This window comes from Streptomyces sp. NPDC032745, from assembly GCF_055579465.1.
In genome coordinates, this window is record NZ_JBVING010000009.1 from 302,826 (window position 1) to 328,604 (window position 25,779).

General features: G+C 68.3%; 19 protein-coding genes and 5 pseudogenes. 13 read left to right on the forward strand and 11 right to left on the reverse strand.

The genetic code is table 11. The features are described 5' to 3' along the window. The first annotated feature begins 210 nt into the window (after nucleotides 1-210). Nucleotides 211-1,218: a dihydroxyacetone kinase subunit DhaK gene (dhaK, locus tag ACZ5WG_RS24650; protein WP_468725930.1), complete on the forward strand. Its 1,008-nt coding sequence runs from the start codon at nucleotides 211-213 to the stop codon at nucleotides 1,216-1,218. A gap of 190 nt (nucleotides 1,219-1,408) precedes the next feature. On the opposite strand, the gene ACZ5WG_RS24655 is transcribed toward dhaK, so the two are convergent. Continuing rightward, nucleotides 1,409-1,804: a VOC family protein gene (locus ACZ5WG_RS24655; RefSeq protein WP_468725932.1), complete on the reverse strand. Its 396-nt coding sequence runs from the start codon at nucleotides 1,802-1,804 to the stop codon at nucleotides 1,409-1,411. 183 nt (nucleotides 1,805-1,987) lie between these two features. Between ACZ5WG_RS24655 and ACZ5WG_RS24660 the strand changes: the two are divergent. Beyond that, nucleotides 1,988-2,814 (forward strand): annotated as a pseudogene (locus ACZ5WG_RS24660) (transposase family protein). A 767-nt stretch (nucleotides 2,815-3,581) separates the two neighbouring features. Here ACZ5WG_RS24660 and ACZ5WG_RS24665 read toward each other — a convergent pair. Further along, on the reverse strand, nucleotides 3,582-3,740 hold the full coding sequence (locus ACZ5WG_RS24665; protein ID WP_468725934.1) for a hypothetical protein: 159 nt from the start codon (nucleotides 3,738-3,740) through the stop codon (nucleotides 3,582-3,584). Between the two features lie 59 nt (nucleotides 3,741-3,799). Between ACZ5WG_RS24665 and ACZ5WG_RS24670 the strand changes: the two genes are divergently transcribed. From ACZ5WG_RS24670 to ACZ5WG_RS24685, 4 genes are all read left to right on the forward strand, one after another. Further along, nucleotides 3,800-4,657 (forward strand): hypothetical protein, encoded by an 858-nt coding sequence (locus ACZ5WG_RS24670; protein ID WP_468725936.1) that lies wholly within the window; start codon nucleotides 3,800-3,802, stop codon nucleotides 4,655-4,657. A 314-nt stretch (nucleotides 4,658-4,971) separates the two neighbouring features. Further along, nucleotides 4,972-5,634: a tetratricopeptide repeat protein gene (locus tag ACZ5WG_RS24675; RefSeq protein ID WP_468725937.1), complete on the forward strand. Its 663-nt coding sequence runs from the start codon at nucleotides 4,972-4,974 to the stop codon at nucleotides 5,632-5,634. Nucleotides 5,635-6,110: 476 nt separating this feature from the next. Continuing rightward, nucleotides 6,111-6,536, forward strand: a complete 426-nt coding sequence (locus ACZ5WG_RS24680) for a contact-dependent growth inhibition system immunity protein (protein WP_468725939.1) — start codon at nucleotides 6,111-6,113, stop codon at nucleotides 6,534-6,536. 136 nt (nucleotides 6,537-6,672) lie between these two features. After that, nucleotides 6,673-7,995, forward strand: coding sequence for a hypothetical protein (locus ACZ5WG_RS24685; RefSeq protein WP_468725940.1), 1,323 nt, complete (start codon nucleotides 6,673-6,675; stop codon nucleotides 7,993-7,995). A gap of 74 nt (nucleotides 7,996-8,069) precedes the next feature. On the opposite strand, the gene ACZ5WG_RS24690 is transcribed toward ACZ5WG_RS24685, so the two are convergent. Further along, the gene (locus tag ACZ5WG_RS24690) at nucleotides 8,070-8,546 is read right to left on the reverse strand and encodes a hypothetical protein (protein WP_468725941.1); all 477 of its coding nucleotides are present in this window, start codon (nucleotides 8,544-8,546) and stop codon (nucleotides 8,070-8,072) included. An 849-nt stretch (nucleotides 8,547-9,395) separates the two neighbouring features. Between ACZ5WG_RS24690 and ACZ5WG_RS24695 the strand changes: the two genes are divergently transcribed. Further along, a complete protein-coding gene (locus ACZ5WG_RS24695) occupies nucleotides 9,396-10,580 on the forward strand; it encodes an IS701 family transposase (RefSeq protein ID WP_468725986.1) in 1,185 nt (394 codons plus the stop codon). Nucleotides 10,581-10,836: 256 nt separating this feature from the next. Here the strand turns inward: ACZ5WG_RS24695 and ACZ5WG_RS24700 are convergent, their stop codons facing one another. The 3 genes from ACZ5WG_RS24700 to ACZ5WG_RS24710 all read right to left on the reverse strand — a co-directional run bounded on the left by ACZ5WG_RS24700 (nucleotide 10,837) and on the right by ACZ5WG_RS24710 (nucleotide 13,847). Beyond that, on the reverse strand, nucleotides 10,837-11,253 hold the full coding sequence (locus tag ACZ5WG_RS24700) for a hypothetical protein (protein ID WP_468725942.1): 417 nt from the start codon (nucleotides 11,251-11,253) through the stop codon (nucleotides 10,837-10,839). 314 nt (nucleotides 11,254-11,567) lie between these two features. Next, the gene (locus ACZ5WG_RS24705; RefSeq protein WP_468725944.1) at nucleotides 11,568-12,788 is read right to left on the reverse strand and encodes a hypothetical protein; all 1,221 of its coding nucleotides are present in this window, start codon (nucleotides 12,786-12,788) and stop codon (nucleotides 11,568-11,570) included. 426 nt (nucleotides 12,789-13,214) lie between these two features. Then, the gene (locus ACZ5WG_RS24710; protein WP_468725988.1) at nucleotides 13,215-13,847 is read right to left on the reverse strand and encodes an IS5 family transposase; all 633 of its coding nucleotides are present in this window, start codon (nucleotides 13,845-13,847) and stop codon (nucleotides 13,215-13,217) included. Between the two features lie 88 nt (nucleotides 13,848-13,935). Here ACZ5WG_RS24710 and ACZ5WG_RS24715 point away from each other — a divergent pair. Together ACZ5WG_RS24715 and ACZ5WG_RS24720 are read left to right on the forward strand one after the other, a co-directional pair. Further along, a pseudogene (locus ACZ5WG_RS24715) lies at nucleotides 13,936-14,959 on the forward strand (IS110 family RNA-guided transposase); the annotation flags it as partial. Between the two features lie 533 nt (nucleotides 14,960-15,492). Continuing rightward, nucleotides 15,493-15,885, forward strand: coding sequence for a hypothetical protein (locus ACZ5WG_RS24720; protein ID WP_468725945.1), 393 nt, complete (start codon nucleotides 15,493-15,495; stop codon nucleotides 15,883-15,885). 190 nt (nucleotides 15,886-16,075) lie between these two features. Here ACZ5WG_RS24720 and ACZ5WG_RS24725 read toward each other — a convergent pair whose 3' ends face one another. Further along, nucleotides 16,076-16,312, reverse strand: coding sequence for a hypothetical protein (locus tag ACZ5WG_RS24725; protein ID WP_468725946.1), 237 nt, complete (start codon nucleotides 16,310-16,312; stop codon nucleotides 16,076-16,078). A 722-nt stretch (nucleotides 16,313-17,034) separates the two neighbouring features. Here ACZ5WG_RS24725 and ACZ5WG_RS24730 point away from each other — a divergent pair. The 3 genes and pseudogenes from ACZ5WG_RS24730 to ACZ5WG_RS24740 form a co-directional block, all read left to right on the forward strand. Continuing rightward, entirely contained in the window at nucleotides 17,035-17,682 is a 648-nt protein-coding gene (locus tag ACZ5WG_RS24730) for a hypothetical protein (RefSeq protein ID WP_468725948.1), read from the forward strand. 644 nt (nucleotides 17,683-18,326) lie between these two features. Then, entirely contained in the window at nucleotides 18,327-18,908 is a 582-nt protein-coding gene (locus ACZ5WG_RS24735) for a hypothetical protein (protein ID WP_468725949.1), read from the forward strand. A 467-nt stretch (nucleotides 18,909-19,375) separates the two neighbouring features. Next, nucleotides 19,376-20,308, forward strand: a pseudogene (locus ACZ5WG_RS24740) (glycoside hydrolase family 18 protein); the annotation flags it as partial. A 60-nt stretch (nucleotides 20,309-20,368) separates the two neighbouring features. Here the strand turns inward: ACZ5WG_RS24740 and ACZ5WG_RS24745 are convergent. Beyond that, a pseudogene (locus ACZ5WG_RS24745) lies at nucleotides 20,369-20,728 on the reverse strand ((2Fe-2S)-binding protein); the annotation flags it as partial. Between the two features lie 322 nt (nucleotides 20,729-21,050). Then, nucleotides 21,051-23,072: a protein kinase domain-containing protein gene (locus tag ACZ5WG_RS24750; protein WP_468725951.1), complete on the reverse strand. Its 2,022-nt coding sequence runs from the start codon at nucleotides 23,070-23,072 to the stop codon at nucleotides 21,051-21,053. A gap of 533 nt (nucleotides 23,073-23,605) precedes the next feature. Here ACZ5WG_RS24750 and ACZ5WG_RS24755 point away from each other — a divergent pair. Then, nucleotides 23,606-23,751: pseudogene (locus ACZ5WG_RS24755) on the forward strand (ATP-binding protein); the annotation flags it as partial. 52 nt (nucleotides 23,752-23,803) lie between these two features. On the opposite strand, the gene ACZ5WG_RS24760 reads toward ACZ5WG_RS24755, so the two are convergent. Together ACZ5WG_RS24760 and ACZ5WG_RS24765 are read right to left on the reverse strand one after the other, a co-directional pair. Continuing rightward, nucleotides 23,804-24,199: a GNAT family N-acetyltransferase gene (locus ACZ5WG_RS24760; RefSeq protein ID WP_468725954.1), complete on the reverse strand. Its 396-nt coding sequence runs from the start codon at nucleotides 24,197-24,199 to the stop codon at nucleotides 23,804-23,806. Between the two features lie 700 nt (nucleotides 24,200-24,899). Beyond that, nucleotides 24,900-25,034 (reverse strand): hypothetical protein, encoded by a 135-nt coding sequence (locus tag ACZ5WG_RS24765; RefSeq protein ID WP_468725955.1) that lies wholly within the window; start codon nucleotides 25,032-25,034, stop codon nucleotides 24,900-24,902. Between the last annotated feature and the right edge of the window lie 745 nt (nucleotides 25,035-25,779).

Consider the following 25,779-nt stretch of genomic DNA (forward strand, 5'->3'; position numbering starts at 1 on the left):
GCGGTCCCCGTCCCGCGGAGGCCGGTGCCCGCTTCGGTTTCCCCGATCCTTCCGCGAGGCGGTCGCCCGAGTTCTCGCGGATGTCCGCGGCATGGCAGCACACTGTTTGTAAGGCGTGCCCTCGCTGACGCGCCTGCCCGGCGCGCGGCGCTCGGTGCTCCGTGACGGCGCCGGGCCGCTCAGCCGCCGGCTCCGACCGGGAGGCACACGATGAAGATGTTGATCAACAGTCCGCAGACCGTGGTCGCGGACGCCCTGCGCGGGCTGGCCGCGGCCCACCCGGAACTGGACGTGGACGCCGACGCCCGGGTCGTCGTACGGCGGGACGCGCGGCAGGGCGGGCGGGTCGGTCTCGTCTCCGGTGGCGGCTCCGGACACGAGCCCTTGCACGCCGGCTTCGTCGGATACGGAATGTTGTCCGCCGCCTGTCCGGGCGAGGTGTTCACTTCCCCCGTGCCCGACCAGATGGTGCGGGCGGCCAAGGCCGTGGATTCCGGCCAGGGGGTGCTGTTCGTCGTCAAGAATTACACCGGGGACGTATTGAACTTCGACATGGCCGCCGAGCTCGCCGAGGAGGACGGCATCCGGGTCGAGCGGGTGCTGGTCAACGACGACGTCGCCGTGACCGACAGCCTCTACACCGCCGGGCGTCGCGGCACCGGGGCCACGCTCTTCGTTGAGAAGATCGCCGGGGCAGCGGCGGAGGAGGGTGCGCCGCTGGAGCAGGTCGCCGCGGTCGCCCGACGGGTCAACGAGGCCTCGGGCAGCTTCGGCGTGGCGCTGAGCGCCTGCACCACTCCTGCCAAGGGCAGTCCCACCTTCGACCTGCCGGACGGCGAGCTGGAGCTGGGCATCGGGATCCACGGCGAGCCGGGCCGGGAGCGGCGCCCGATGATGCCGGCGGGGGAGATCGCGGAGGTCGCGGTGGGCTCCGTGCTGGACGACATGGCGAACGCGACCCCGGCCGCCGACGGGCCGGTACTGGCCCTGGTGAACGGGATGGGCGCAACGCCGCTGCTGGAGCTGTACGGCTTCCACGCGGAGGTGGCCCGGGTGCTGGCGGCTCGGGGCGTCCCGGTGGCCCGGACCCTCGTGGGGAACTACGTCACCTCGTTGGACATGGCGGGGTGCTCGGTGACGCTGTGCCGGGCCGACGAGGAAATGCTGCGGCTGTGGGACGCGCCGGTGCAGACGGCAGCGCTGCGCTGGGGCCGCTGACCTCAGCGATGCTCCCCACGGGAGCATGGCTGAGGTCAGCAGATCGCCCTCGCCGAGATGCTCCAGGCGGTCGGCCGCGGCTGATGCCTGGAACTGGCTCCGTTGCTACGCCGGCGCGCGGAGCAACTGAGGTCTTCTCGGCAACGTGACGGTTGCGGTGTGTGACAGGGTGCGGGTGCCCGCTGGCGGCCTAGTTCTGCGGTGCCAGGGTGCGTAGGACGTCGAACTCGTTGCCCTCGGGGTCTGCCATGACTACCCAGTTTCCGTCTGAGCCCTGGCCCGCATCCGTCTTGGTGGCGCCGAGGCCGAGCAATCTGGTCACCTCGTCCTCGGTGCTGCCGTCGATCGGGCTGACATCGAGGTGAAGCCGGTTCTTCACGGTCTTGCCCTCGGGCACCTGGATGAACAGCAGGGTGGGCGGCATCTGGCGGGCCCGGACATCCTCGACGGTCGGCACCCAGGAGCCGATCTCGACCTTGCCCTCGCTCCGGTCGATCACCTTGAAGTCCAGGACCTCGCACCAGAAGGCCGCGAGCCTCTCCGGATCGTGGCAGTCAACGGCCAACTCGGTGAACCTACTTGTCATGACTCTCCCAGATAGTGCGGACGGAGCTCAGAGTATTGGCTGGGCCGCCCGTCCGACAGATCCGCGATCTTCTTGACCGACTGGGGTGATCAGACGGGCTTGACCCGGCATCAGATACGCGAGAAGCCCCTGGCGGGAACAGGTCTGCGAAGATCACGTTCCGGAACCCAGAGGCTTCACGCGTTGACCAGCATCACCTGCACCGCAACACTCGACACCGGAAGGGAGACCGCCGAGACGCTCGCCCGGCTCTTGCGCGAGCATCGCAAACGGCTCGGCACCCGCAAGGACACGCGGTCCCTGGGCGCCTTCAAGCAGGGTGTCCTGATGCTGCGGTGGTCCGTCGATGGAACCCGGCTGACCCAACTCGCCCGGGACAACGGGGTATCGGTACCCACCGCGTACCGCTACGTGCACGAGGGGCTGACCGTACTCGCCGACCACGCCCCGGATCTGTCCACCGCGCTGGAACGGGCGGTGGCCGCCGGCCACACCATCTCAATCTGGACGGCACCGTCATCCGTACCGACCGCATCGCCGCCCCCGGCCCCAACAGCGCCGGACCTCTGGTGGTCCGGGAAGCACAAGCACCACGGCGGCAACGTCCAGGTCATCTCCGCCCCCGACGGCTGGCCGATCTGGGTCTCCCCGGTCCGCCCCGGCCGCGAGCATGACACCACCTGCGCCCGCACCCTCGGCCTGGTCGACGCCCTCAACCGGCTCGCCTCCACGCTGGACATTCCCACCCTGACCGACCTCGGCTACGAGAATGTCGGCGACGGCTTCCGCCACCCGGTCACGAAGCCCAATGGCGGCGAACTCGACGACGCGCAGGGGACGTTCAACTCGGTCATTGGAGGCGTTGATGCGGTCGTCGAGCGGGCCAACGCCTTGCTCAAGGTCACCTTCAAGGCTCTGCGCTCCGTGTCAGCCTCGACCCAAGCGGCATCACCCGGATCGCCCGAGCCGCCCTCGTCCTGCCCCAGCTGGAGCGCGGCCGCACCACCTGAAGAAAGATCACGAACCGTAACGAGATGTTACCGAGAAGGGTTCACTGAGCGGAGGTCGTCCCCCCGGTCCAGGTTCCGTGAGCCGTCCGCGGCATCACGTGCACCGGTCAAGAGCAGCGATGCCGGTCAGTTGTCAGTCGCCTCCAGGCAGGCGCATTGCGTCAGGCGCAGGGGCCTGCCTTGAAGACTCCTGGCTTGTGCGGACGCGGGCCGGCCTGAAGATCGCGATGAGACCGTCCTCGGTGGCCTAAAAGAGCGCTCTATCCCGTAGATGGTGTTTGGTAAGGCGGCGACTCAGGGTCGTGGTGTGGCTCGGATCGGCTGAGGGGTTCAATGCGGGTATGGAGAAAGCCTTGTGGGACAGACTCTCGGTCGACGTCCGGGTAGAGGTGGACCGCCTCATTGCCGCCGAGCGGAACGTGCAGGCCATTGCGTTGATGCGCGAGCGCGCTGAGCTGCCTCGACCACGCCGACCAGGGGATCCGAGTCATGAGTAACGAGGGTTCGCCGCGCGCCTGCATGCTCTGCGAACGGGTGCAGGGCTCAGCCAGGAGGAGCTGGCGCAGACCGCGGGGTTGAGCGTGCGGGCCCTTTCGGACCTGGAACGCGGACGCTCCCGGGGGGCCGCAGCGCCGCACCGTCCAAGCCCTGGCCACCGCCCTGGACCTGGACGATGCGGCCGCCGCCGAACTGGAACACGCCGCCAGCCTCGGCCGCCCCCGCTCCGGAGCCGGGCCCGCCACCCAGTCAGAGACACAGCCCGTCCCTCAACCCTCCAACTGCCGTGCGACCTCGGCGACTTCACTGCCAGCGGCCTTGCCCTGGACCGGCTCCGTGCCCTGGCCGAACACCTCGACCCCGCTCACCCACCCGTTGCCGTGGTCAGCGGACAGCCCGGCCTTGGCAAGACCGCCTTCGCCGTCCACGCCGCCCACACCCTCGCCCCCACTTCCCGCACGGCCAGTACGCCATCGACCTGCGCGGCATGGACCCCCACCTCACCCCGCCGCGCGACGCGCTCGCCCGGCTCCTGCGCGCCCTCGGCACCGCCGACAGCGCCATCCCCACCACCACCGAGGACCGCAGCGGCCTCCTGCGCTCCCTGCTGCGCGACCGCCGGATCCTCCTCCTGGACAACGCCGCCGACGAGAACCAAGTCCGCCCCCTGCTGCCCGGCCACAGCGCCACCCTCACCGTCATCACCAGCCGCAACACCCTGGCCCGCCTCGAAGCAGTCCACCGCCCCGAACTCACGCTGCTGCGCCGCGAGGAAGCCGTCGAACTCCTCACCCGCGTCATCGGCCCCGAACGGGTGCGCCGCGAGAGCCAGGCCGCCCGCGCCCTCCCCGACCTGTGCGGCCACCTCCCTCTCGCCGTCCGCATCGCCGCACAACGCCTCGCCGCCCGCCCCGGCGAACACCTCACCAAACTCGCAACCCAGCTCGCCGAAAACACCACACGCCTGGACACCCTGCAAGCCGGCTCACTGCAGGTCCGCGCAGCCTTCGCCCTGTCCTATCGGCAACTGCCCCCCCATCCACCCGCACCGTCTTCCGCCGCGCCTCGCTCGCCGCCGGCCCCGACTTCAGCCCTCAGAGCGCCGCCCTCCTGGCAGGACTGCCCCTGCGCGAAGCCGCCAAATGCGCACACGACCTCACCGACGCCGGACTGCTCCAGCCCCACCCCACCACCGACCGCTACCGCTTCCACGACCTCCTCCACCTCCTCGCCGCCGAACAACTCGCCGAAGAGGGCGAGCCTGCACAGACCATCGCCGCCCAGAACCGGGCCGACCTCTGGACACTGCACCGCGCGACGGCCGCAGCCCAGCCCACCTCTTTGACACCGCACCCCACCCGGACACCAGCCCCACCCCCGACCCCGATCCCGCCACCGCACCCGTCGACCACGAACAGGCACGGGTCTGGCTGGAGGCCGAGAAGGCCCAGTGGCTCGCCGCCCTGGGCCGCGCCCAAGCCCGCGGCCTGCACCAACAGGTCATCGATACCGCCGAGGCGATGCACTGGTTATCCGACCGCACCCCGCACTGGGAAGCGTGGGCACAGGTTCTTCCAGTGGGCCGCCGACTCTGCCCGCGCCCTGGGCAGCAAACGCGACGAGGCCGTCCACCTCAACTACCTGGTCTGGGTCTACAACATGTGTCTCTACGACCACACCGCCGCCCTGACCACCGCACAGGCGGCCCTGGCCGCAGCGCGCGAAAGCGGCGACCAGCTCCAGGTCGGCTGGGCCCTGGGCTACGCCGCCGGCGTGCTCCACCGGCTCGGACGAACCAGCGAATCCATCACCTGGCTCCAAGCAGCCGCCTCCCACCTCAGCAGGCAGACCGGCCCACAGAGCCGCCTCGCCGAACTCACCGTCCTCAACACCCTCGGCCAGTACCTGCGCCAGACCGGCCGCGCCGAGGAAGCCCTGACCATCCACCACCGCAGCGAAGCCATCTGCCAAGCCGGCGTCCCCGGAAAGCCCCAGGAACTGATCGGCCTCTACCTCGCCGTAACCCGCCAGCACATCGGCAACGACCTCGCCGCCCTCCACCGATGGAACGAAGCAGAACACCCCCTGAGCTACGCACTCACCCACTTCCAGGCAGCGCAGATGCCCGCCTGGAGCGAACCGGCCCGCCTCGACCTCGGCATCGTCCTGCGCCATCTCGCGCGCCACCACGAAGCCCACGCAGCCCTGACCGCCGCACGCCAATCGCTCGTCCGGCTCAACAACCCCCGCACATCCGAAGCCGCCGACCACCTCCACCAACTCAACCGGACGCTCGACGCTGCAGGTCACTCAACCGACTGAGGGGGGCGAAGGCTGCTCATCATGCTCCAGGCGACCGTCCTCACCATCGCCGGACTGCCGGACTTCGCCATCGCGCATTCCTCGGGGGTACTGCCGCCGGGCCTTTGCCTTGGGCTTGGCGACGGGGCGCACGACGCGCCTCGGCGGGGTGGCCTTGCGCGGCTGCGCTGCGGCCGTCCGACGGGGTGCCGGCTCGGCGTGCCGGTCCTGGCCTGATGCCTCGCGGGCGGCGGGGGCGGGTCGGTCGGCGCCAGCTGCACGGTCCGCCTCGGGAACGGTGTCGGCCGCGGCGGTGGGGCGGGCTCGGGCAGGCGGGAGAGAGGCAGTACCGGCCCGGTGCACGGCCGTGCGGGGCGTGGTTCCAGGGCGTCCGCTGCATGATCGGGCAGGCCAAGACGGGCGTGCCGTGACACCATGCCGAACTGGCCCGGTGACCTGAGCCGGAGACTCCCTGCCTGTTCTGGCGAGAATGAACCATGAACCATCTCTTGCACCTCGACCGCACGCTCGATGAGCTGGACCCACCGCGCTGGACGCCTCCTGCCTGCGACGCGACCCATCTGGTCCGCAAGGTCCATGAGTTGCGGCGTGTTCCGCTGGGCGAACTCGAGCCGGCGGATCTACGGACCCTCATCTCGCAGCAGGTGGCGCTCCCGTACGTGCTTCCGATCGCGGTGCGCTTGGTGCTTGAGGAGCCGCTGCTCGACGCCTACTTCTACGAGGGTGACCTCCTGCTTGCCACCGTCAATGTCCCCGTTTCGGCCTGGTCCCTGTTGCCGGACATCGCCGCGCGACTGAGTGCCGTGATCACTGCATTGCCGGAGGCAGTGGTTGCAGGCTTGCCCCGCGGCGCCACCGAGGAAATCGCCCGATTCGTCGCGCGCGCCGAATCGCTTCGCTGATGAAGGCGCGGGTGAAGGATGCCCCGACTTCCTTGTGTGGGTGGGGCGCGGTCGATGCCTGGTCGGGCGGGTGTTGGGGGAGGCTGGGAGGACGGCGGCGTGGGTCGTGTCAGTGGCCGGGGGCATGATGGTGATCATGGTTTCGATCCTGCCCCTGACCCTGCCCGCGTCCGTCGTCGACGGGCACCGTGTCGATCTGACCGCCCGGCCCTCCGACGGGTGGGGGTTCAGGGCATACGACGCTGTCGCGAACGCGGCCGGTGAGACGTACGCGCTGTGCGCGGCGGTCCGCTATCGGCCGCAGGAAGTCGCCTCCCACGACCCCTTCGGGCAGAACTTCACGTACCACCTGATCATCCGGTATGACGTCGACGGGACGCCCACCGCCACGGCCCTGCTCGGCGGTCCGACGCCCGGCAACGTCCCGACGGGGCTCACCGAGGGCTCGGACTTCGACCTGGCCGTCCTCCCGGACGGGACGGTAGCGGTCAGCTCCAAGCCGGGGAACACCCACCTCTTCTCGGCCAGTCTGGACCGCCTCGTGGAGTCCTGGCGCTCGCCATGGGGATGGGAGGAGGAAACGGAGCGCACGGGTGATCCGTTCGCCGTCTCGGTGGACGTCACGCCCTCCGGCCGGCTGCTGTGCGCGACGACCGAGTACGGGGTGTCCAACCGGGCCGGGAGGGTCACCAACCTGGTCTCGCTCTCCGAGCCGGGCAGCACGCTCGGCCCCGGAGCCAAGGCCACCCTGCGGGCCATCGCGACGCACGACGCGCGCACCGACCGGCAGACCGCGGCCGACCGGAACCCGCACGTCGTCTTCGACGGCGCCCCCGTCGGCGGCGCGAACCGGCCCTCCCCCTCGCTGACCGAGATGGTCTCCACGGACGACCGAGCCCGCTACGACTACGCGGACTGCCGGATGGGCCGCCCGGCGGCGATGGGCGACGACCTGTTCGTCGTCCCCGTCTTCGGCCGGACGTACCGGTCGGGCAGCCGCGGGCAGGTGTTCTCGTTCCTGCTGCTCGACGGGCAGGGCGCGGCGCGGGGGAAGCTGGAGGGAATGCACCGCTACGAGGACAGTCCGTTCACCGGGCTCTGCTACACCGTGGCGGGCGACGCGTACCGGGCGCGGGCCTTCCACCTCAACCGCTACGGCCTGTACGCGTGGGACGCCGAGGGGCGGATGCGGGCCCGGATCCCCACCGGGGACGCGCCCTTCAAGGCGCTCACCCACTTCGCCCTGATGGACTGCACCCCCGCCGGCGAGCTGCTGCTGGTCCACCACAAGCAGCACCTGCTGCTGCGCGTGCCGGTGCCGGAGGACCTCGGCGACCTGGAGGACGCGGTGCGGGCCGCCCTGAAGGGCTACGGTCCTGCGCGCAACGCGCTCAAGCGGCAGTACGCCCCGGTGAACTGGCACTGGGTGGCGGGGGCGGCGCCGGTGCACCGCTTCTGAGGCGCGCGGGGGCTCGGGCAAGAGGGGCCGTTCTTTTCGGTCCGGTGGGGGCCCGAGGTTACTCGCTGCGTCTCTCAGGTGGGCCAGTTGACCTGCCCGCTCTTGACCTGAAGTGCATCTGGAACCTCGGCTTCATAGAACCTGAGGGATCCGATCCCGACTGAGCTATCCCTGAGTTGGTGCGTTTCGTGAGCCCTTGCGGCCAGCCAGCAGAGCAGCTCGCCGACCTTCTCGAACTCGTCGGGGTGGATCTCCTGGCGGGACGTCAGCGACCAGCCCTTCCACGGCAGGTCCGCGCGGGGGGCCAGTGCCGAGCAGAGCACACCACCCACCCGCCATGCCGCGCCCCGCCCGGCCAGCAGCGGATTGGGGTCGTCCTCAATCACCGGGATTCCCGAGCCGTCTTCCACCACGACTGGGAACTCGGTGACGATGGACAGGCGCTCCGGCTGGGGCCCGATCCCCAGATGCCAGCTCAGCTCGGCGAGTTCCTGCTCGGACATCTCGTCCCTCAGGTCGACGGCAATCATCAGCTCATAAATGTCACTCACCCGGTGAACCCTACGACTGGCCCCTGACAAGCTGTCGCTGGTCAGGGAAACTGAGCAGTCGTCACGCTCCTGACCAACGGCTGGCCTGAAGACGACTGCACCGACGTTCCACGAACAGATCGGGGCACTCAGCACTGCTCTGGGCACGCTTCGCGCGTCGCTGGAGAAAGCGGGCGCTGCCTGGGGAGACGACGACCCGGGCAAAAAGTTCCACGACAAGAACGGCCGATCGTCGCACAGATCGAGAAGTCGGCAGGCATCATCAAAGAAGGCTTGGCGAGCATCCATACGGCCATGACCGACATGGCAGACGGCCACATAGAAAACGATGCCCTGGTCGGGTCAATGTTCCGCAAGATCGCCACTGTGCCCCACGGGGATCCTGGCGGCCCGGACCGTCGGCAGTGAGCACCGGCGACAAGGTTCGGAAGGTCGTCACCGAGGTCACCGGAATCGAGTGGCCTGCCGGCGACGTCGGAAAACTGCGCAACATCGCGAGCGCCTGGCGCAAGTTCGCGGATGACATGGAAGGCGTCGCGGCAGCTGCCAGCAAGGCTGCCCAGACAAGACCTCCGTGTACCAGCGCTGGAAGACCCGCGAAAACCTCATCTTCGACGCACTCGCCACGCACACCGAGCAGGCGCTGCCCACAGCCAACACCGGGGCGGTCCGACAGGACCTGTGCGAGCAATCCGGGAGGAAGGCGCCCTGGAAGAGAGGCGGCGCGCGTACTGGCAGGCTCGCCTGGAGCGCGCCGAAATCCTCGTCCAGCGAGGCATCGACCGCGGCGAACTAGTACTGCAACGGTGTTTGCCGTGACGGTTGGGCAGTTCGGTCGTTGTTCAGTTCATGGGTGGGGAACTTGTTGATGCCCGGTTGTGGGCTGGTGAACTGAAGGCTTTGCACGAGCGGTTCGTGCATCGTTTCTCCAGGTCGGAGCCGCGGGAGTCGGCTCTTGCCTATATGCGGGGGCTGGTGGCTCCGTTGGAGCGGAAGAACGGGTGGACGCTTGCCGAGGAGGCTGGGCATGAGGGTCCGGACCGGATCCATCGGTTGCTGAACCGGATCGACTGGAACGCCGATGAGGTCCTGGACGACATGCGGGACTACGTGGTTGAGCATCTCGGCGACGCGGAAGCGGTGCTGATCGTGGACGACACCGGATTCCTGAAGAAGGGTGTCCGCTCGGCCGGGGTCCAACGCCAGTACTCCGGAACCGCCGGGCGGACAGAAAACTCCCAGATCGGAGTGTTCCTCGCCTATGCCGGCGGCCGGGGCCGCACGTTGATCGACCGCCGCCTGTATCTGCCTACCTCATGGACGGAAGACCGGGAACGGTGCCGGGCTGCCGGCATTGAGGACACGGTCGCCTTCGAGACGAAGGTGGTGATGGCCAAGGCCATGGTCCACCGGGCGATCACAGGCCGGATTCCGTTCCGGTGGGTGACCGCGGATGCCGCTTACGGCTTCTCCAAGGGCTGGCGCACCGAGCTCGAGCGGGCGGATGTCTTCCACGTCATGGCCACCACCCGGCACGACACCGTCGTCACCCGCTGGGCCATCGACCACCCCGTCCACGACCTGTTCCCCGCCCTGCCCCGGCAGAAGTGGAAGCGCCGTTCCTGCGGCGATGGTGCCCATGGCCCGCGGCTCTATGACTGGGCGAGGGTCGAGGTGAGGCCCTGGCACCGCGAGGACCGCCGGCACTGGGTGATCGCCCGCCGAAGTGTCCGCAGGCCCGAGGAGATCTCCTACTACATCGCCTACTGCCCGGCCGAGACCACACTGGATGAGCTGATCCGCGTCGCGGGAAGCCGGTGGGCGGTCGAGGAATGCTTCCAGACTGCGAAACAGGAGTGCGGCCTGGACGACTACCAGGTCCGCCGCTACGACGGCTGGCACCGCCACATGACCCTGGCCATGGCCGCACACGCCTGCCTCACCCTCCTGCGAGCCCGCGAACTCGAGACGGGTAAAGCAGAAACGGATCCCCACAGCTCGTACCCCTCACCCTCCCCGAACTCCGACGCCTGATCAGCCGCCTCACCCGGCCCCGCCCGACCATCGACCACATCCTGCACTGGTCACACTGGCGTCGCAGACGACAACACCAAGCCCGCGTCAGCCACTACAAACGACGCGGCCACACACCACCAGAAACTACCCAACCATCACGACAAGCACCGTTGCAGTACTAAGCCCTCATCCTCCCTGCTACGTGGCTGAGGGGTCGCCGGCGGCGGGACCGGTCTGAAGTCGTCCCACAGATAACGCCCTATAATCTGTGGCATCACTCAGCGCGACCTGCGGCGAACGACCGCGCTGATAGGCGCCGTGACGGTCGGTGGGACCATCGGAGGGACGGTGCTCGGGTCGTGGCTCGAGGCCCGTGGCGGCCGCAGTCGGAACGCACCTGCTTGAGCTTGTCGATGAGGGCCGAGTACCCAACAAGCTGCTTGCGCTGGCGCTTGATTTCGGTTGCCCGTTCTCGATTCTCCGCGTGCCGCCGTTCGACAGCGGCCAGTTCCTCGGACATCGACGCCGAGGACAGCGAATATTCCTCGTGGCGGAGCCGGGTGTCCCGCTCGTAGAGGTCGGTTCCCGCGGCATTCAGGGCCACCGCCAGTGCGTCCTCCGCCGGCTTCGCGGTGACTGGGTCGTCGACGACGAACACCGTCTTCACCTCTCCGGTATCCGGGTCCACCATCTCCTTGCGCTGACCGGGGAGGTTGACGGGGATGGATTCGGGCGGCTTGATGCCCTGCAGTTTTCACGAACTCGCGGGGGTCTAGGGGTGCCGTTAACGAACGGCGAATCAACCGACATGTAGCTGAGTGCGATGCTCAGGCCGTGGGGTCGACCCCGGCGAGGATGCGGTAGACGGTGGCGACCGAGGGGTGATCACCCTTGTTCTTTGCGGGCGATCTCGGGGATGGTGGCGCGGCTCGGCATGGGGCACGTGTTACTCCTGGGATCGCGTGAACAGCTCTCTCGCCCCGATGATGTGGCTGAAGGGGCTGGTCAGCGCTGGCTCTTGATCTCGCCCAGCGTCTGTTCGACCGGGCCCGCCAAGACGTCGAACAGGCCGTAGCGGTTCCGCATCTCGCGGATCGTCCGTTCGGAGAATGTGCGACCTTCCTCACCCACCGGCGCGATGACCGGCGCCACGTCTGCACCGTGTGGCCCAAAGCGCCAATAGGTAGTGACACGGCGCCGTTCTCTCGTATAATTATCGATCGCATTGTTTTCTTGCATCGGAGCCGTTTGGACGATGACGTCATTCTCTTCATGTCCTTCCTTCACCCAATGGGGCAGCTCGACGCCCCGCCACGAGTATCCAGGCGTTCCGAAATTTCCCATAACGAGCTTGTCTTTACGCGCCAGACTCAGGGTTGCGTAGAAGGTCAGCTTGTCGAAATTCGTGTCGATGGGAAGTTGAACAACGGTTCGCGTGAGCGACTCGCCTCTCGCCTCGACCCAGTTTCCGGCGGGGATCCATGGCTGGGCCGCTACCAGCTTGCCGGGCTGGTAGACCTCCCTGCGGGTGAGCGGGTGCTTCTCCCGGTATATGGCCCATTGCTCAGCACCTTCCCGCCACTTCGAGGGGGCCAGGTCCGTCGGGGTCACCGTCACGTCCTCTCCCATGGCATGGAACTCGGTGCCCAGCACATAGAAACTCACATCGCTGTGGTTCACGAGCTTGATGTCGACCGGCACGGAGAACGCCTTGCGGTCCACACTGAGCACCCCCTTGCCCACGTTCAGCTGCACGAGAGGGGCGACATCTCGCCGGTACGGCTGAAAGAGGTACTGGTAGCTGAAATTGGCGACCGCCACGATCGTGGAGACGATGAGTGCCGCAGCCACCCGCTTCGGAGTGGGGATCTCATCCAGTCTTCGCCACACCTGGATGACAGCCAATAGCGAACCCACGCTGAGCGCAATGGACAGGACCATGTAGCCGACCCTCTCGCCGTCATTCCATGTCTGAAACGCGAGCAAGACGTTCGTCAACAACGCCACGCCGGTACTGATCAGCGCGACCACTCCAAAGTTGGATACCGGCCCTCGGACCCAACAGTCCACGACTGCGGCAACACCCACGACCATGGTGAGGGCCGCCAGCATGAGGGCCGCTCCGGTGACGTAACCCGGGAAAGTCAGAGTATCCCTGAAGTCCTTGAAGCCGCACCAACCCACCGGTAGCGCCGTCAGGAGCAGGACCAGTACAACCCAGGCCATTTCCGCCCGTGAGTATTTGGATTTTGTAAGGCCCCGTCGTACCATCACGTGCGAGCCGGAGTGGGACCCCGAGTCGCGCTCTAATGAATTCGTCACATTATCACCTCCTGGCGATACGCCGGAATTCGATCATTATGCCCCAATCTGATCCACGTGGTCACTATCCGCATTCCGCCTGTCGGCCTAAGCCTATTTCTCTTGGAGAGCAGCCGGAGTACGCCAGAAACAGGAAATAGCGCTGCGGCGAGCGCGATCTGACGCTTGGAGGCTCGTCTACTGATCACCCGGTCGGATGGTCTTCGTATGGGTTGCGGCGGGTTTCTGTACGGCCTTTCCCTGGTCACACGCCCGTGAACGGGTGCGACGGTTCGGGAGTCGTGTCGGCCTGCGAGCTACATGGCTGCGACCGTAGAGCTCGTAACACGATCATGAGTAGGGCTTGTTGAGGCGTCGCCAGCAGATGAGGCTGCAGGCGAGGGAGACGGGCGCGTCGTGGAGTTCGGTGCGGCGTTCCCATCGGACGGCGAGTCGTTTGAAGTGGTGGAGCAGGGCGAAGGTCCGTTCCACGACGTAGCGGAGCTTGCCCATACCCTTGATGTTCGGGGCTCCCTTGCGGGAGATAACCGGCAGGATCCGGCGTTTACGCAGCTCCTCGCGGTTGGGGTTGGAGTCGTAGCCCTCGTCTCCGAGCAGGGCCTCGGGACCACGGCGCGGACGGCCGGGTCGGCCCGCCACAGGTGGGATGCCGTCGACCAGGGCGAGGGTCTGGGTGACGTCGTTGACGTTCGCCACGGTCGTGATGACTTTGAGCGGAGTGCCGCGTCCGTCGCAGATCAGGTGGTGTTTGCTGCCCGTCTTCCGCCGGTCGACCGGCGACGGACCGGCGACGGACCGGTGTCGGCGCCCCGTTACCGTCTTCGTGGCCTCGCAATGGGGCTCCCGGCCTTCGGCCCCGGTATGACTTGAGCCCCCAGTCGAGATGATCGAAAAGGTGGTGTCGCCGCTGTCGGAGGCATTGGCAGACCGCTGATTAGAGGCACGAGCGCCGGACCCGTGGATGGGCGAGGCAGTCTCTTCGTCACGTGGATGCCGGCACGCTGATGCCGCAGGTGAGGCTGGGGAACAGGCGAGGGCGGGAGCAACAGTCGTGACGGACGAAACTGACGTCGGCGTCTATCTGGGGCTGGATGTCGGCAAGGGCGAACATCATGCCACCACCGTCAATCGCGTTGGGAAGAAGGTCTTCGACAAGCCGCTGCCCAACAGCGAACCGAATCTGCGGGAGCTGTTCGACAAGCTCCAGGCCAAGCACGGGACGGTGCTGATGGTCGTCGACCAGCCGGCTTCCGTCGGCGCTCTGCCCCTGGCAGTCGCCCGGGATGCGGGATGCGGGATGCCAGGTCGCCTACCTGCCCGGACTGACGATGCGGCGGATCGCCGATCTCTACCCTGGTGAGGCCAAGACCGACGCCAGTGACGCGTTCATCATCGCGGACGCCGCCAGAGCAATTCCCCACACCCTGCGGACGATCGATCCCGCCGATGAGACGGTCGCCGAACTTGCGATGATTGCGGGCTTCGACGACGACCTGTCAGGCGAGTCCACCCGGATCGCCAACCGGCTCCGCTGCCTGCTCACACAGATCCATCCGTCGCTCGAGCGGGTCCTGGGCCCGCGGATCCAGCATCCGGCAGTGCTCAGGCTTCTGGACCAGTTCGGCTCACCCGCCCAGATCCGCAAAGCCGGAAAACGGCGGCTGGTCACACTGATACGGCCGAAGGCACGGCGGATGGCCGAGCGGCTGGTCGACGACATCTTCACCGCACTCGACGAGCAGACCGTCGTCGTCCCCGGCACCGACGCAGCCGCACTGATCGTCCCCAGTCTCGCGAGTTCACTCCAGGCAGTGCTTGACCAGTGCAAACTCCTCGCGGCCCGGATCGAGGAACTCCTGGACGCCCACCCTCTTTCCCAGGTCCTGATCTCGATGCCCGGCACCGGGGTCAGGACCGCGGCCCACATCCTCATCGACGTCGGTGACGGCAGTGGCTTCGCCACCGCCGGACACCTCGCCGCCTACGCCGGCCTGGCACCCGTGACCCGGAACTCCGGCTCATCCATCCGCGGCGAGCACCCCTCGAAACGCGGCAACAAAAAGCTCAAGAGGGCCAACTCCTCGGCCAGTTCGGTGATCACTGGGAGGTCGAAGGCCAGCGCGTGGCAGCTGGAGCGCGGGACACTGCGCCGGGCCTGTCGCCCATTTGGCCCGGGAGGTGAAGTGAGCTCCTGGTGCTGGGACTTCATCTCCGAGGCGGCGCCGGCGCATGTGCCGTCAGGCACCCTCGGCGTCAGCCTGATCGAAATGCCTGGCGAGGACTCGGACCGTACAGGTACGCTCCACACCGGGTTGGGCATGAGGCCGGCGCCTGTGGCGCTGCCGAGACCGCATTGCGGACAGCTGACCGCGTCCAGCCGCGAAGACGCACCGGCAGGTAGGTCTCGACGCATCGCTCGTCGGCCGGTTGCTATCGCGCGACCATCTTCCTGGTGGGCGGACGGCAATCAATGAAGTCCGCTACGTGATTACTGACCAGCCCACCGACACCGATGACCACGCGGTGGCCACCTCTGCCCGGCTGGAGGAGCGTGCCGCCGACACCAACGCACAGGCCGGAGCTCCGGCCGAGGAGAGGCGCAACACATATGAACAGCCAGGAATACACGGACGTCTGGTTCCGCACCTACCTGCCGCTCGAAGACATCGCGGCAGCACTTGACGCGTCGGTTCGCACGGCCGACGAGGAGAACTACTGGGAGTGGGTCATAGCCGACCTCACGGGCATCGACATCGACATCACGCGCACCCATACCACGGCCCCCGAGAACACCGATACCCGCATCTTCCGCGTCGGACATCCCACGGGTGGGCGGGAGATTCCCGAGTACACGCTCCATCAGATCGTCGCCGGCCTCCAACGCGCCGGGGTAGACCCGGTCTACCTGGGCGAGTGGAAATATCTGGACGGCAACGAGTTCGACCACGTGGTCCACAAGATGATCACATGGCGGGCACCCCACCCGGACGGCGACGCCTGACGGCGGCACTCCAGGCTGGGGCGAACCTGTGCCTCCACCTTCGCGAACATTGCGACAACAAGTGTGACGGCGGGCCCCGAGCAGCATCGTGCCGATCACCGGAGCCACCGACTCGCGCGCCGACTGTGCTGATCCGCTCCAGAACCAGCCACTTTCGCTGGAGGAGCAGGGGCGGCACGCCCATCGTTGCCTATACCGTACTGCGACGCGCTCCTATGGGGGCCTGCGAGAGCAGCGACACCCCGGTGTCGAGGCGGCCGGCGTTGTCGATGGTCGCTCGCTCGGCGTCCCTCGACATGGTCTGCATTTCCTGGTACAGCCAGAAGAACTCGTCGAGGTCGGCCGCGGTGGAGCGCATCCGCTGATACAGGGCGCAGAAGTGGGGATCGTGGTGCAGCGGACGTATGGGGGCGATGTGGAGCGCCACGCAGTCGTTGAAGCCAGCTGCCACCGTGGCGTCGAGGTGGAAGATGCCCTGGTCCGCCTGTCCGCCTGTCCGCGTGCGATGGCCAGGCCGCCGAGGAATTCACGCGCGGGCGAGGAGGAAGCATCGTGCCCCGGTACCACCGCGGCGGCACCGTGGGTCAGGAGAGCCACCAGCAGTTCGTGAACCCGGGCGGCCAGGGAGGTAACGGTGTCGACCATTGATCTCCTTGGACCCCGGCGGTGAAGAGCGAAAGGGGTGTTGAATCTGTGGCGATTCCCTTGGAGATGACGGGCGGCCGGGGTGAGCGGTTCCTGCTCCAGCTTCGGTCTCGAGCGTCTGGCCGTTCGCCGGCCCCATCACGTGCGCGAGACTGCCGTCATGAGCACGTGGCACCAGCTGGGCACCGAGTCTGACGGCCCCACTCCCGTTACAGATGTGTTGGCGTGCGTTGGCGGGCCGGCCTTGCTGCGTGGGGAGCGGGCCGGACCTCGCCCGTGAACCTTGGATGGCGGCCCGCAACAGCAGTGCTCGCCAGCCCCAAGGTCGGATTTGTCACACCGAGGCGCTACAGTGTGCGCCGCGGTTGAGACGGCTGACCACCGACTCCTCGGGCAGGGCCCACCGCAGCACTCTCTTGACATGACGTCAGGGGCATACGGGGGCCGGCCGTCGGCTGTTGCGGCGCGTCCCCGTTCAGTAACCGAGAAACAGCCAGGAGATCCATGAGAAAGAGAGCGCGGAGAGCGAGCATTCTCGCCGCCGCCACCGCCGTCGCGGCCACGAGCATGTTCATGGCCGCACCGAACGCCAGCGCGGGCACGTCCGAAATCGTGAACGCCGGCTTCGAGAGCGGCAACGCGTCCTGGAACGAGAAGGTGACCCCCTTCGCAGGGCACCCCATCAACAACTCCTCCGGGTGGCCGGCCCACACGGGTGCTGGCAAGGCGGAGCTGGGCGGCCAGGGCCTGACCGGCATAAGCCGTATCTCGCAGCAGGTCACGGTCCCGGCGTACCGGGTTCCGGTGCTGTCGTTCTGGGTGCGCAGCGATGTGGTTTCCGGCGGGGCGAGCGGCTTCGGCTTCCGCCAGCTGATCGTGGAGGCCACGGCGGAGGACGGCACGCCCTATGAGCTGCACGACCGCATGAACAAGGCCGGGACCAACGGTTCTTACGAGAAGGTGACGGTCACATTGCCCGACGCCTTCTACAGTTCGTCTCCGCAGAAGGTGAACATCAGCTTCATGGCGATCGAGGACGCGGCGAACCGGATGCCGTTCCTGATCGACGACGTGAGCATGGAGTACCGCCTCAAGGCGATCGACCGTCCGGTGGTCATTCCGGGCGGGATCTTCCGGCCCATCGGGGGCTGATCTCCCCGGCCGGGCGGGGCGGCGCGGCCCACGTGTTACCACGGTGGCCGCGCCGCGATGCCGTCATTCGTCGGCCGGTGATCGGCGTCCGTGCTGCTGACCGGCGGCGCGGACGCCGGCGGCGAGACGCTGCCGCTCTCCAAGATCCGTGCGGTGCGGACCAGCCAAGGCAGACGTGCGGCCCAGGCGGCCGCCACAGGGGAGGCTGGGCGAGGCGCTGTCTGGCGGACCGCGCGTCTGGCACTGGGTACTGGGCCACGCGCGGTGCCCGAAAGTGCGGCTCGGCAGCGGACCAGCGGTGCGTAGGAGGTGTGGCCGCGGGTGCCCTCTCACGTACGCGGGTAGCCCTCGGCACCCTGCGTCCGGACAGGCAGGTCCGTTGCGATGGCTGTTGTCCTGGTCCTGCGGTGGGCTGGCGTTATCCTCGAGCTCCCGTCCCGGGCGGCTCGGCCGCTGGGGAAGGGGTCCGGCACCGGGGAAGTCGGCTGCTCCGGGTTGTCGGTGGTGTCATAGATCATGTTTGGATGACTCATCGAACGCAGGACACTGACACTGCTCCCCTCGGACCCGAGACCGGGATTGCCTGGCTCGCGGCGCCCCGCTGGATTCCTTTCGGCGGATACAACGTGGTGATGGCCCGAGGGATGACCCCGGACGAGCTGGTAGAGCGGCTCGCGGTGACGGCCTTCGAGGAGGTGCCCGCCGTTGTCCGCCGGGCGTCCGGCGAGCACACCGCCGAGGAGGTGGCAAACCCTGACCTCTTCGATGTCGACGAAGACGTGCACCTGCGGTACGGCGAGCACGCCGGCCTGTCGTTCGCGGTCATGTACGGCGCGTGGTGGGGCGAGTTCGACGAGCTGGCGCGGGTTTCGGCAGGCGGCGCGCACGTCTTCCAGGTGAAGTTCGAAGAGGACAACGGCAAGCCCGTGCCGCCGTTCTTCGAGTACTACCACGACGAGGTTCTCGCCTGCTCGTTCAATCTGCACCTGGACGGGTCATGGGGATACGACGGAATCGACGGGGATCCGGCGGTGGCGACGCGGGTGACTGCGGCCCTAGCAGAGGCCGGCCTGCCCGTTGCCGGCCGAGAAGGCTACACAGGCGTAGAGGACGAAGAGCAGATGCGGCGCACACTGCTGGGAATCCTGGGCAGCCTGTTCGACCTCTCCCTGCCTCGAGGCCGGATCCTTCAGGGGGCTCTCGCCACGGCCACGCTGACGACCTGATGTCGTAGCCCAGGGAGCCCAGGGAGCCCAGGGAGCCCTGGGCTCGGCCGGCCTGAGGCCGAGCCCGGCTCCTCCCGTGCACCGCGGTGCCTGCGTCGGCGGAAGCCGGCAGGACCGACGGATCCGCATCTCCTCGGCTCCGGCCTACCGCTGCGCCCTTGGCGCGTCCGGAACCCCGTCGCGGACGGCTTCCGCTCGGGTCAGCGTAAACGGAAGCGGGCCTGTCTCTCCGGCCGGAAAGGTAGCCAGGCAGCTCGCCTCGCTCGGGGACAACTGCGCCCTGCACACCTTCCCCGGGCAGACCACGCCATCGACCCACGCGTCCTCGCGCCCGCGCTGACCCGGTTCTTCACCACCGTGCGCTGCGGGTGATGCCCAACACGCACCCCGCGGATTCGCGTCGAGCCGCCCTACGCGTCGCCGCAGCCGGGCTCTTCCTGGCACTCGCCCTCCAGTAGTCCGCCGGCGCGACCACCGCGCCACAGGGCCCCGCCGTCGAGACCTGCCCGGCCAAGCCGAGGACGGCGCGCAAGGTGCTCCAGGGCTACCCCCATCACCGACAGCGGCATCAGGGACCACGGCTACAACGTCATCAACGCCGCGTTCCCCGTCATCCTCTCCGAGGCATCGCCCTGTGGCAGGACGGCATGGACGCTGGCGTCAAGGTCGCGACCCCGGCTGAGATGTGCCAGGCCAAAGAGGCTGGAGCGACGATCCTGATGTACATCGGCGGCGCCGCGGCCGGGATCGACCTCGGCTCACAGGCAGCCGCGGACCGGTTCGTGGCGACCATCGTGCCGATCCTGAAGAAGTACAACTTCGACGGCATCAACATCGACATCGAGACCGGACTCGTCGGCAGCGGCTCCATCATCCGCCTCTCGCCCTCACAGACCAGCCTGATCCGCATCATCGACGGCATCCTCGCGCAGATGCCGGCGGGCTTCGGCCTGACGATGGCCCCGGAGACGGCCTACGTCACCGGCGGCAGCGTGACGTACGGCTCGATCTGGGGCGCGTACCTGCTGGTCATCAAGAAGTACGGGGACAACGGACGCCTGTGGTGGCTGAACATGCAGTACTACAACGGCAGTATGTACGGCTGCTCCGGCGACTCCTGCTCCGCCGGTAGTGTCCACGGCTTCACCGCGCAGACCGACTGCCTGAACAGGGGCCTGGTCATCCAGGGCACGACCATCCGGGTCCCGTACGACAAGCAGGTCCCGGGCCTGCCCGCCCAGCCTGGCGCGGGCGGCGGTCACATGAGCCCCGTCCTGGTCGCGCAGGTCTGGAACCGCTACGGGGGCGGGCTGAAGGGCCTGGTGACCTGGTTGGTCAACTGGGACGGCTCGAAGAACTGGACCCTCGGCAACAACGTGAAAGCGCTCCAGGGCCGCTGACGCACCGCCGGTGCGGCGGGCGCGGCGCCGCACCGCCGTGAATCACAGGCTCGTGAGGAGGCCGGCGGCGGCTTCTCGGAGCGCGCCGACCGCGGAGCAGAGCTGGCCGGGGGTGCAGTAGCCGCACTGGAAGGCGTCGTGCTCCATGAAGGCGTGCTGGAGCGGGTGGAGGGCGCCTTCGGGGCCGGCCAGGCCCTCGACGGTGGTGATCTCACCGCCGTCGAGGGCCACGGCGAGGAGCAGGCAGCTGTTGGCGCGCCGGCCGTCCACCAGGACGGTGCAGGCACCGCACTGCCCGTGGTCGCAGCCCTTCTTGGCGCCGGTCAGGTCCAGGTGCTCGCGCAGGGCGTCGAGCAGCGTGACCCGGTGGTCCAGGTCCAGGTCGAGGTCGTGGTGGACACCGTTGACGCGGAGGGTCACACGGGAGCGGGCGGACCCTGGTCGGGTTCGACTTCTCCGGCACCTCCGGCCATTCCTTCCCCTGGCTGGAGAAGCAGGGGCACTTCCCGTACGCGCGGAGCGTCCTCGGCTTGTCCTTGGTGACGATGGTGGCCGCGAGACCGGGGGAGAGCAGGAACGTTCTGCCGAAGACTTGCTGGCACGCGCGGAGCGGTTCGTGTGCAGTTCGCCGCTGTTTGTCTGTCGTTCGGGCCAGATGGTGATGGCCGGAATGGCGCAATTAGCCGCCGATGTCCCGGCTCCGGAGGTCGTCCAGGTCTCGCGCCGGTGGCCTCTTCCGCTCTCAGTGCCAGGAGGGATGCCCCTCGGCGCCGTCGCCGGTGGTGAGCGTACGCTCGCCGGTCTTGTCCGCGCGCACGGCCCAGATCACGGGCTTCTCGTACGGGCCGCGGACGAAGGCCACCCATGTGCCGTCGACGGACCAGGCGGGGTCCATCTCGTGGGCGCTGGTGGCGACCAGTTCACGATCGTTACTGCCGTCGGCGTCCACGAGGCGGATGTCGCCCTGAGTGCCCGTGCCGTAGATCCCCGCCGTGTAGGCGAAGGTGGAGCCGTCGGGTGACCACACCGGGTCGAGTGCCGGATGGGGCAGCCGGGTCACCTGCTGTGGGGCGCGGCTCGGAGCGGCGGGGTCGACCAGGTGGATCTGCCAGTTCTCGGGCGCCGTCTGCAGAGAGACCGCGATGCTCTTGCCGTCCGGCGACCACGCTGGATCCTCGACCTGGCTCCCGCCCGAGGTGAGCTGGCGGGCCGTGCCGTCGGCGACGCCGACCACGAACAGCTGCTGGACACCGTCCTTCGTGCGGAGCACGGCGAGCTGGCTGCCGTCCGGCGACCAGGACACCCTGCCGCCGGCGATGGAGGTGATCCGCCGAGCGTTCGAACCGTCGGCATTGGCGGTCCAGACGGCCGTGCCCTCGGGTGTGCTGCGGGTGAACGCGAACGACCTGCGGTCAGGGGACCACTGGGGCAGGGTGTCGCATGCGCCTGCGCCCCCTGCGATGAGCAACACGGGCTTCTCTGTCGCGGCGTCCCGGCGGGCGATGACGCTGTGGCACGTCCCGGGCCAGCCCGGGGCGGTGTCCTGCCGGATCAGCAAGGGATCGGCCGGGAACGGGGCAGGGGCGGATCCGGTGGGCGTGGCGGCGCCGGGCTTGGAATTGTCCTTGGTGGAGTCGGTCCAGGGTTGCCACACGTACAGGCCGACGACCGCGAGAGAAGCCACGAGCACCGCCGCCACCACCGCGCGGCGCCGTCGGGGCCTCTCTGTAACCGCCTGCGGCACCTGCGCAGGGGCGGGGGAGAGCCGCGCCGCGGGTCCCGTCACGGTGCGCGGCTGTTCCGTACGGGGCTCCGCGACGACGGGCGGGACGGCGTCCGGTACCGCGAGGTCCTGCGCCGTGTCCGACGGGCCGTCCGGCACGGTGGGACGCGCCGCCGGTTCCGGGGGCGGGAGCAGCTGCGTTGCCGCCTCCGGCAGCCAGGAGCCACCGTCCGGGTGGCGGACGGTGAGAGTGTCGAGGAAGGCGGCCGGGGTGGGCCGCGCCGCCGGGTCCTTGGACAGGCAGGCGCCGATGGCTTCGCGGAGTTCACCGGGCACCGCGGTCAGGTCCGGCTCCTCGTAGACCACCTTGAAGTGCCTCGCCGCGGAGGGGCCGTCACCGAAGGGGGCGCCGCCCGCCGCCTGGGTGAGCACCACCCCTAGAGCGAACATGTCGACCGCAGGGGTGACCGCGCCACCACCGGTGAGCTGCTCGGGTGCCAGGAATCCCGGCGTGCCGACCTGCAGCCCGGTCTGTGTCAGGGACGTTCCGTCCAGGGCGCGCGCGATGCCGAAATCGATGACACGCGGCCCGTCCTCCGCGACGATGATGTTCGCGGGCTTGAGGTCGCGGTGGATGACCCCCGCTCGGTGGATCGCCTCGAGTGCCTCGGCCAGGCCGGCCGCCAGGACGGTGAGCGTGTCCAGAGGCAGCGATCCGACGCGCGCGAGTACCGCTTGCAGGGTGGGACCGGGCACGAAGGCCGTCACCAGCCAGGCCGGCTCCCCGTCTGGGTCGGCGTCGACCACCGGCGCGGTGTGGAAGCCGCCGACCCGCCGCGCGGCCGCGACCTCGTCGGCGAACCTGCGCTTGAACCCGGGCTCGGTGCTCAACTCGGGACGTACGACCTTGACGGCGACCGCACGGCCGGACTGGGAACGGCCCAGGTAGACCACGCCCATGCCCCCCTGGCCGAGCCGTCCCACCAGCCGGTAGCGGCCCTCGCCGAGCGAGGTGGGATCGCCCGTTTCGAGCGGCTTCATATGTCCCCCGTTTCACACCTTGCGCAATGAACAGCCTCTCCCTACCCGTCGCGCCGTCCACCAGTCAAGCGAGGCCCATGCGGGGACCCGGCACGGGTGCCCTTGGCAACCAGTGCTCCAGGGCCCCGTACCCGGCCGACCGCACGGCGTCCGGGGCCGGGGCGGAGGACGGTCGTCCTGTCCGTCACCGACTGCCGCACGAGCTCGTCGAGGCCCTCCGCAGCCTGTACGGCCACCCGTTTTGGACTACGCCCCGCACATCCCCGACGGGCATGGTCGAGCTCCGCCGCCAGGCCCGCGCCCGCCTGTGGGTGCCGGCCGCGTAGGGGAGCGATTCCCCGTGGCAGCCCCTCGCCCAGGAACCTCGATACCGGCCCCCCGGAACGACCAGCCCGCCGACTTCACCCCGCCCCCCGTGCAGATCCTGCTCCCCAAGGCAAGGTCACAGGGTTGCTGTGGGAACGACGGCAGCTGCCCGGCGGATGGCTCTACCTGGTCTCCTTCGACCTGTGGGTCTGTGACGAGGACCAGACGGCTGGACCAAGACCTTCACCGATCCCCCCTCTGCGCGGCCATCGTCGACCGTCTCACCTTCAACGGCACGATCATCGAGACCGGCACCGACTCCTACCGCCTCGCCAGCACCCGGGCTCGAGTCGAAGAGCACATCACCAGCTGAAGATCTTCCCTCCCGCCCTCCGGACACATCCCCAGGGCCGGGAGGCCCAAGGTCACAAGGCGATCAGCCCTGCCGCCGTCTCTCTGAAGCCGCAGGCATCGAAGTAGAACGATCGCAAGTGCTCTTCGAAGTCGACATGCAGCCACTCACACCCTGCAGCACGGCATCCCTCAGCAGCCGCCTTGACCAGCGCGGCTCCCACCCCGTTCGAACGATTGCGCTGAGCTACGACCGTGTCCAGGACGAACGCATGGACGCCGCCGTCCCAGGCGACGTTAACGAAGCCGACCATACGATCATCCTCCCAGGCGCAGACCCAGCCGAGGCTGTGACGTTGAAGCCTTGCGCGCCAGTCCGTCTGCCCGACCGGATGATCGAACCCTTCGGCATGCAGCTTGTTGAGAGCTGAGTTGTCGACGTCGCCTCGCCACTCATACGTGATCGTCATGATCCGAACCTAGCGACTACACGGAGTCGGACTACAGGGCGGGCCGACTCACTCACTCTCGGCTGCCGTCAAAACTCGGTTCTGGCACAGATCTTGGGGAGCGGTCGCGGAGGGTGACAGCTTCGTTCGATTGCAGGGAGGGGCGGCGACCTCGGGGACCGTCAGCGTTCACGCATTCTGGTCCACCACCAGCGCGTCGCCGCCCACTCGTTGTAGTTGGGCTCCGGCAAGGTGCGGCGCTCGAGTTCCTCATCGATACGCGTGATCAATCGGCCCAAGTCCCGTTTGGCTCCGGGCGGAAGGTACAGCATCGCCCACTCCAGGTCATCACGGGCATCTGCCACCCCGGGCGAATCAAACGCGGAGGCGTCCAGGTAGCGTCCGGGCTCCTTAAAGCCCACTCGAAACACGAGAGTGCCTTGGCGACCGCGTTGGGCCACATCTCCTGGTCTTCGATCCGGCGGATCGCTGCACGAGTCCGCGCGGAGACACCGGGGACCCGCAGAACCGGATACTGCCATCGTGGCCGCCACCGCTCTGCACGGACGGCCTTGGGACGCCTACGCGGCATCGCCCTTTCGGATCAACATGAGGCCATCCTGCCACGGCTGGGCGCCTGCATGCACTGGCTATATGCCGACCGCAGCAGGGGTTCCTACTATCCGGTTCTCGCACAGCTCTTGGGGAACACCACGAAGCGTTACTGGAGAAGGATCATCTTGCGGAGTAGTGCGAATCCGGCGCGACCGTAGAGCTGCCGCTTGATCTTCTTGATGCGGTTGACGGCGCCCTCGATGCTGCCGGAGCTCCAGTCGAGAGTGAGTCCTGCTGTCACGGCGTCGAGATCTCGGAGCAGGTGGAGCGCGAAGCCGGTGAGGCAGGATCCCGCCGAAGTCGCGGACGTGTCCGGCGGCCTTGTCCAGTTCCGGGCACCGGGCCAGGGCCTCCTTCAGGCCGGCCCGGTCCTCCTCGTTCAGGGTCGTGGGGTGTCGGGTGAGCCAGCCGGTCACCTGCCGCACTGTCGGCGGTCGCGGCGGCGCGCCGGCCGGAGCCCTGCGCAGGGTGGAGATGTGGGCGCGGACCATCTGGTACGTGACGGGCGCGTTGTCGGCAACCAGTTCACTGTGGAGGTGGGTGACGCTGGTGCATCCCGCGGCGAAGCATCGCTCCAGGTAGGGCTTGTAGGGGTCCAGTCTGCTGGGCTGGGGCCGGTTTTCGCGGAAGGTGTCCTGCCAGCGTGCGGCGTTCGCGTACCGGAGGACGGTGTTGAGGCCCCAGCCCAGGTGTCGGGCGATCGCCCGGCGTGAGTGGCCTCGGGCCAGGAGCTCGTGAACCAGGGCGTGTGCCGCCTTCTTCCGCTCGGCGCGCTGGCCGACGGGCTCCGAGTCGTCCTGCGGTCGACCGGAAACAAGTCCAGTGGCCCCCGGCAGCATGCCGCTGGGCGATGGGTTGCGCAGGCAGTCGCGGTGGGCGGCGACGCAGGTTTCCACGGCTCGGCCGAGGCCCTGCCACAGAGTACTGGTGGGCCGTCGGCGAGGTGCCTGCTGAACAGGTCCTGTTCCCACGACCCCCAGCCCGAA

Bases quoted from the DNA above. Each gene is read 5' to 3' on its own strand.
- dhaK (WP_468725930.1), top strand. From the start codon at position 211: ATGAAGATGTTGATCAACAGTCCGCAGACCGTGGTCGCGGACGCCCTG.
- ACZ5WG_RS24655 (WP_468725932.1), bottom strand. From the start codon at position 1,804: ATGACAAGTAGGTTCACCGAGTTGGCCGTTGACTGCCACGATCCGGAG.
- ACZ5WG_RS24670 (WP_468725936.1), top strand. From the start codon at position 3,800: ATGGACCCCCACCTCACCCCGCCGCGCGACGCGCTCGCCCGGCTCCTG.
- ACZ5WG_RS24675 (WP_468725937.1), top strand. From the start codon at position 4,972: ATGTGTCTCTACGACCACACCGCCGCCCTGACCACCGCACAGGCGGCC.
- ACZ5WG_RS24680 (WP_468725939.1), top strand. From the start codon at position 6,111: ATGAACCATCTCTTGCACCTCGACCGCACGCTCGATGAGCTGGACCCA.
- ACZ5WG_RS24685 (WP_468725940.1), top strand. From the start codon at position 6,673: ATGGTTTCGATCCTGCCCCTGACCCTGCCCGCGTCCGTCGTCGACGGG.
- ACZ5WG_RS24695 (WP_468725986.1), top strand. From the start codon at position 9,396: ATGGGTGGGGAACTTGTTGATGCCCGGTTGTGGGCTGGTGAACTGAAG.
- ACZ5WG_RS24700 (WP_468725942.1), bottom strand. From the start codon at position 11,253: ATGGTGGACCCGGATACCGGAGAGGTGAAGACGGTGTTCGTCGTCGAC.
- ACZ5WG_RS24705 (WP_468725944.1), bottom strand. From the start codon at position 12,788: ATGGCCTGGGTTGTACTGGTCCTGCTCCTGACGGCGCTACCGGTGGGT.
- ACZ5WG_RS24720 (WP_468725945.1), top strand. From the start codon at position 15,493: ATGAACAGCCAGGAATACACGGACGTCTGGTTCCGCACCTACCTGCCG.
- ACZ5WG_RS24730 (WP_468725948.1), top strand. From the start codon at position 17,035: ATGAGAAAGAGAGCGCGGAGAGCGAGCATTCTCGCCGCCGCCACCGCC.
- ACZ5WG_RS24735 (WP_468725949.1), top strand. From the start codon at position 18,327: ATGACCCCGGACGAGCTGGTAGAGCGGCTCGCGGTGACGGCCTTCGAG.
- ACZ5WG_RS24750 (WP_468725951.1), bottom strand. From the start codon at position 23,072: ATGAAGCCGCTCGAAACGGGCGATCCCACCTCGCTCGGCGAGGGCCGC.
- ACZ5WG_RS24760 (WP_468725954.1), bottom strand. From the start codon at position 24,199: ATGACGATCACGTATGAGTGGCGAGGCGACGTCGACAACTCAGCTCTC.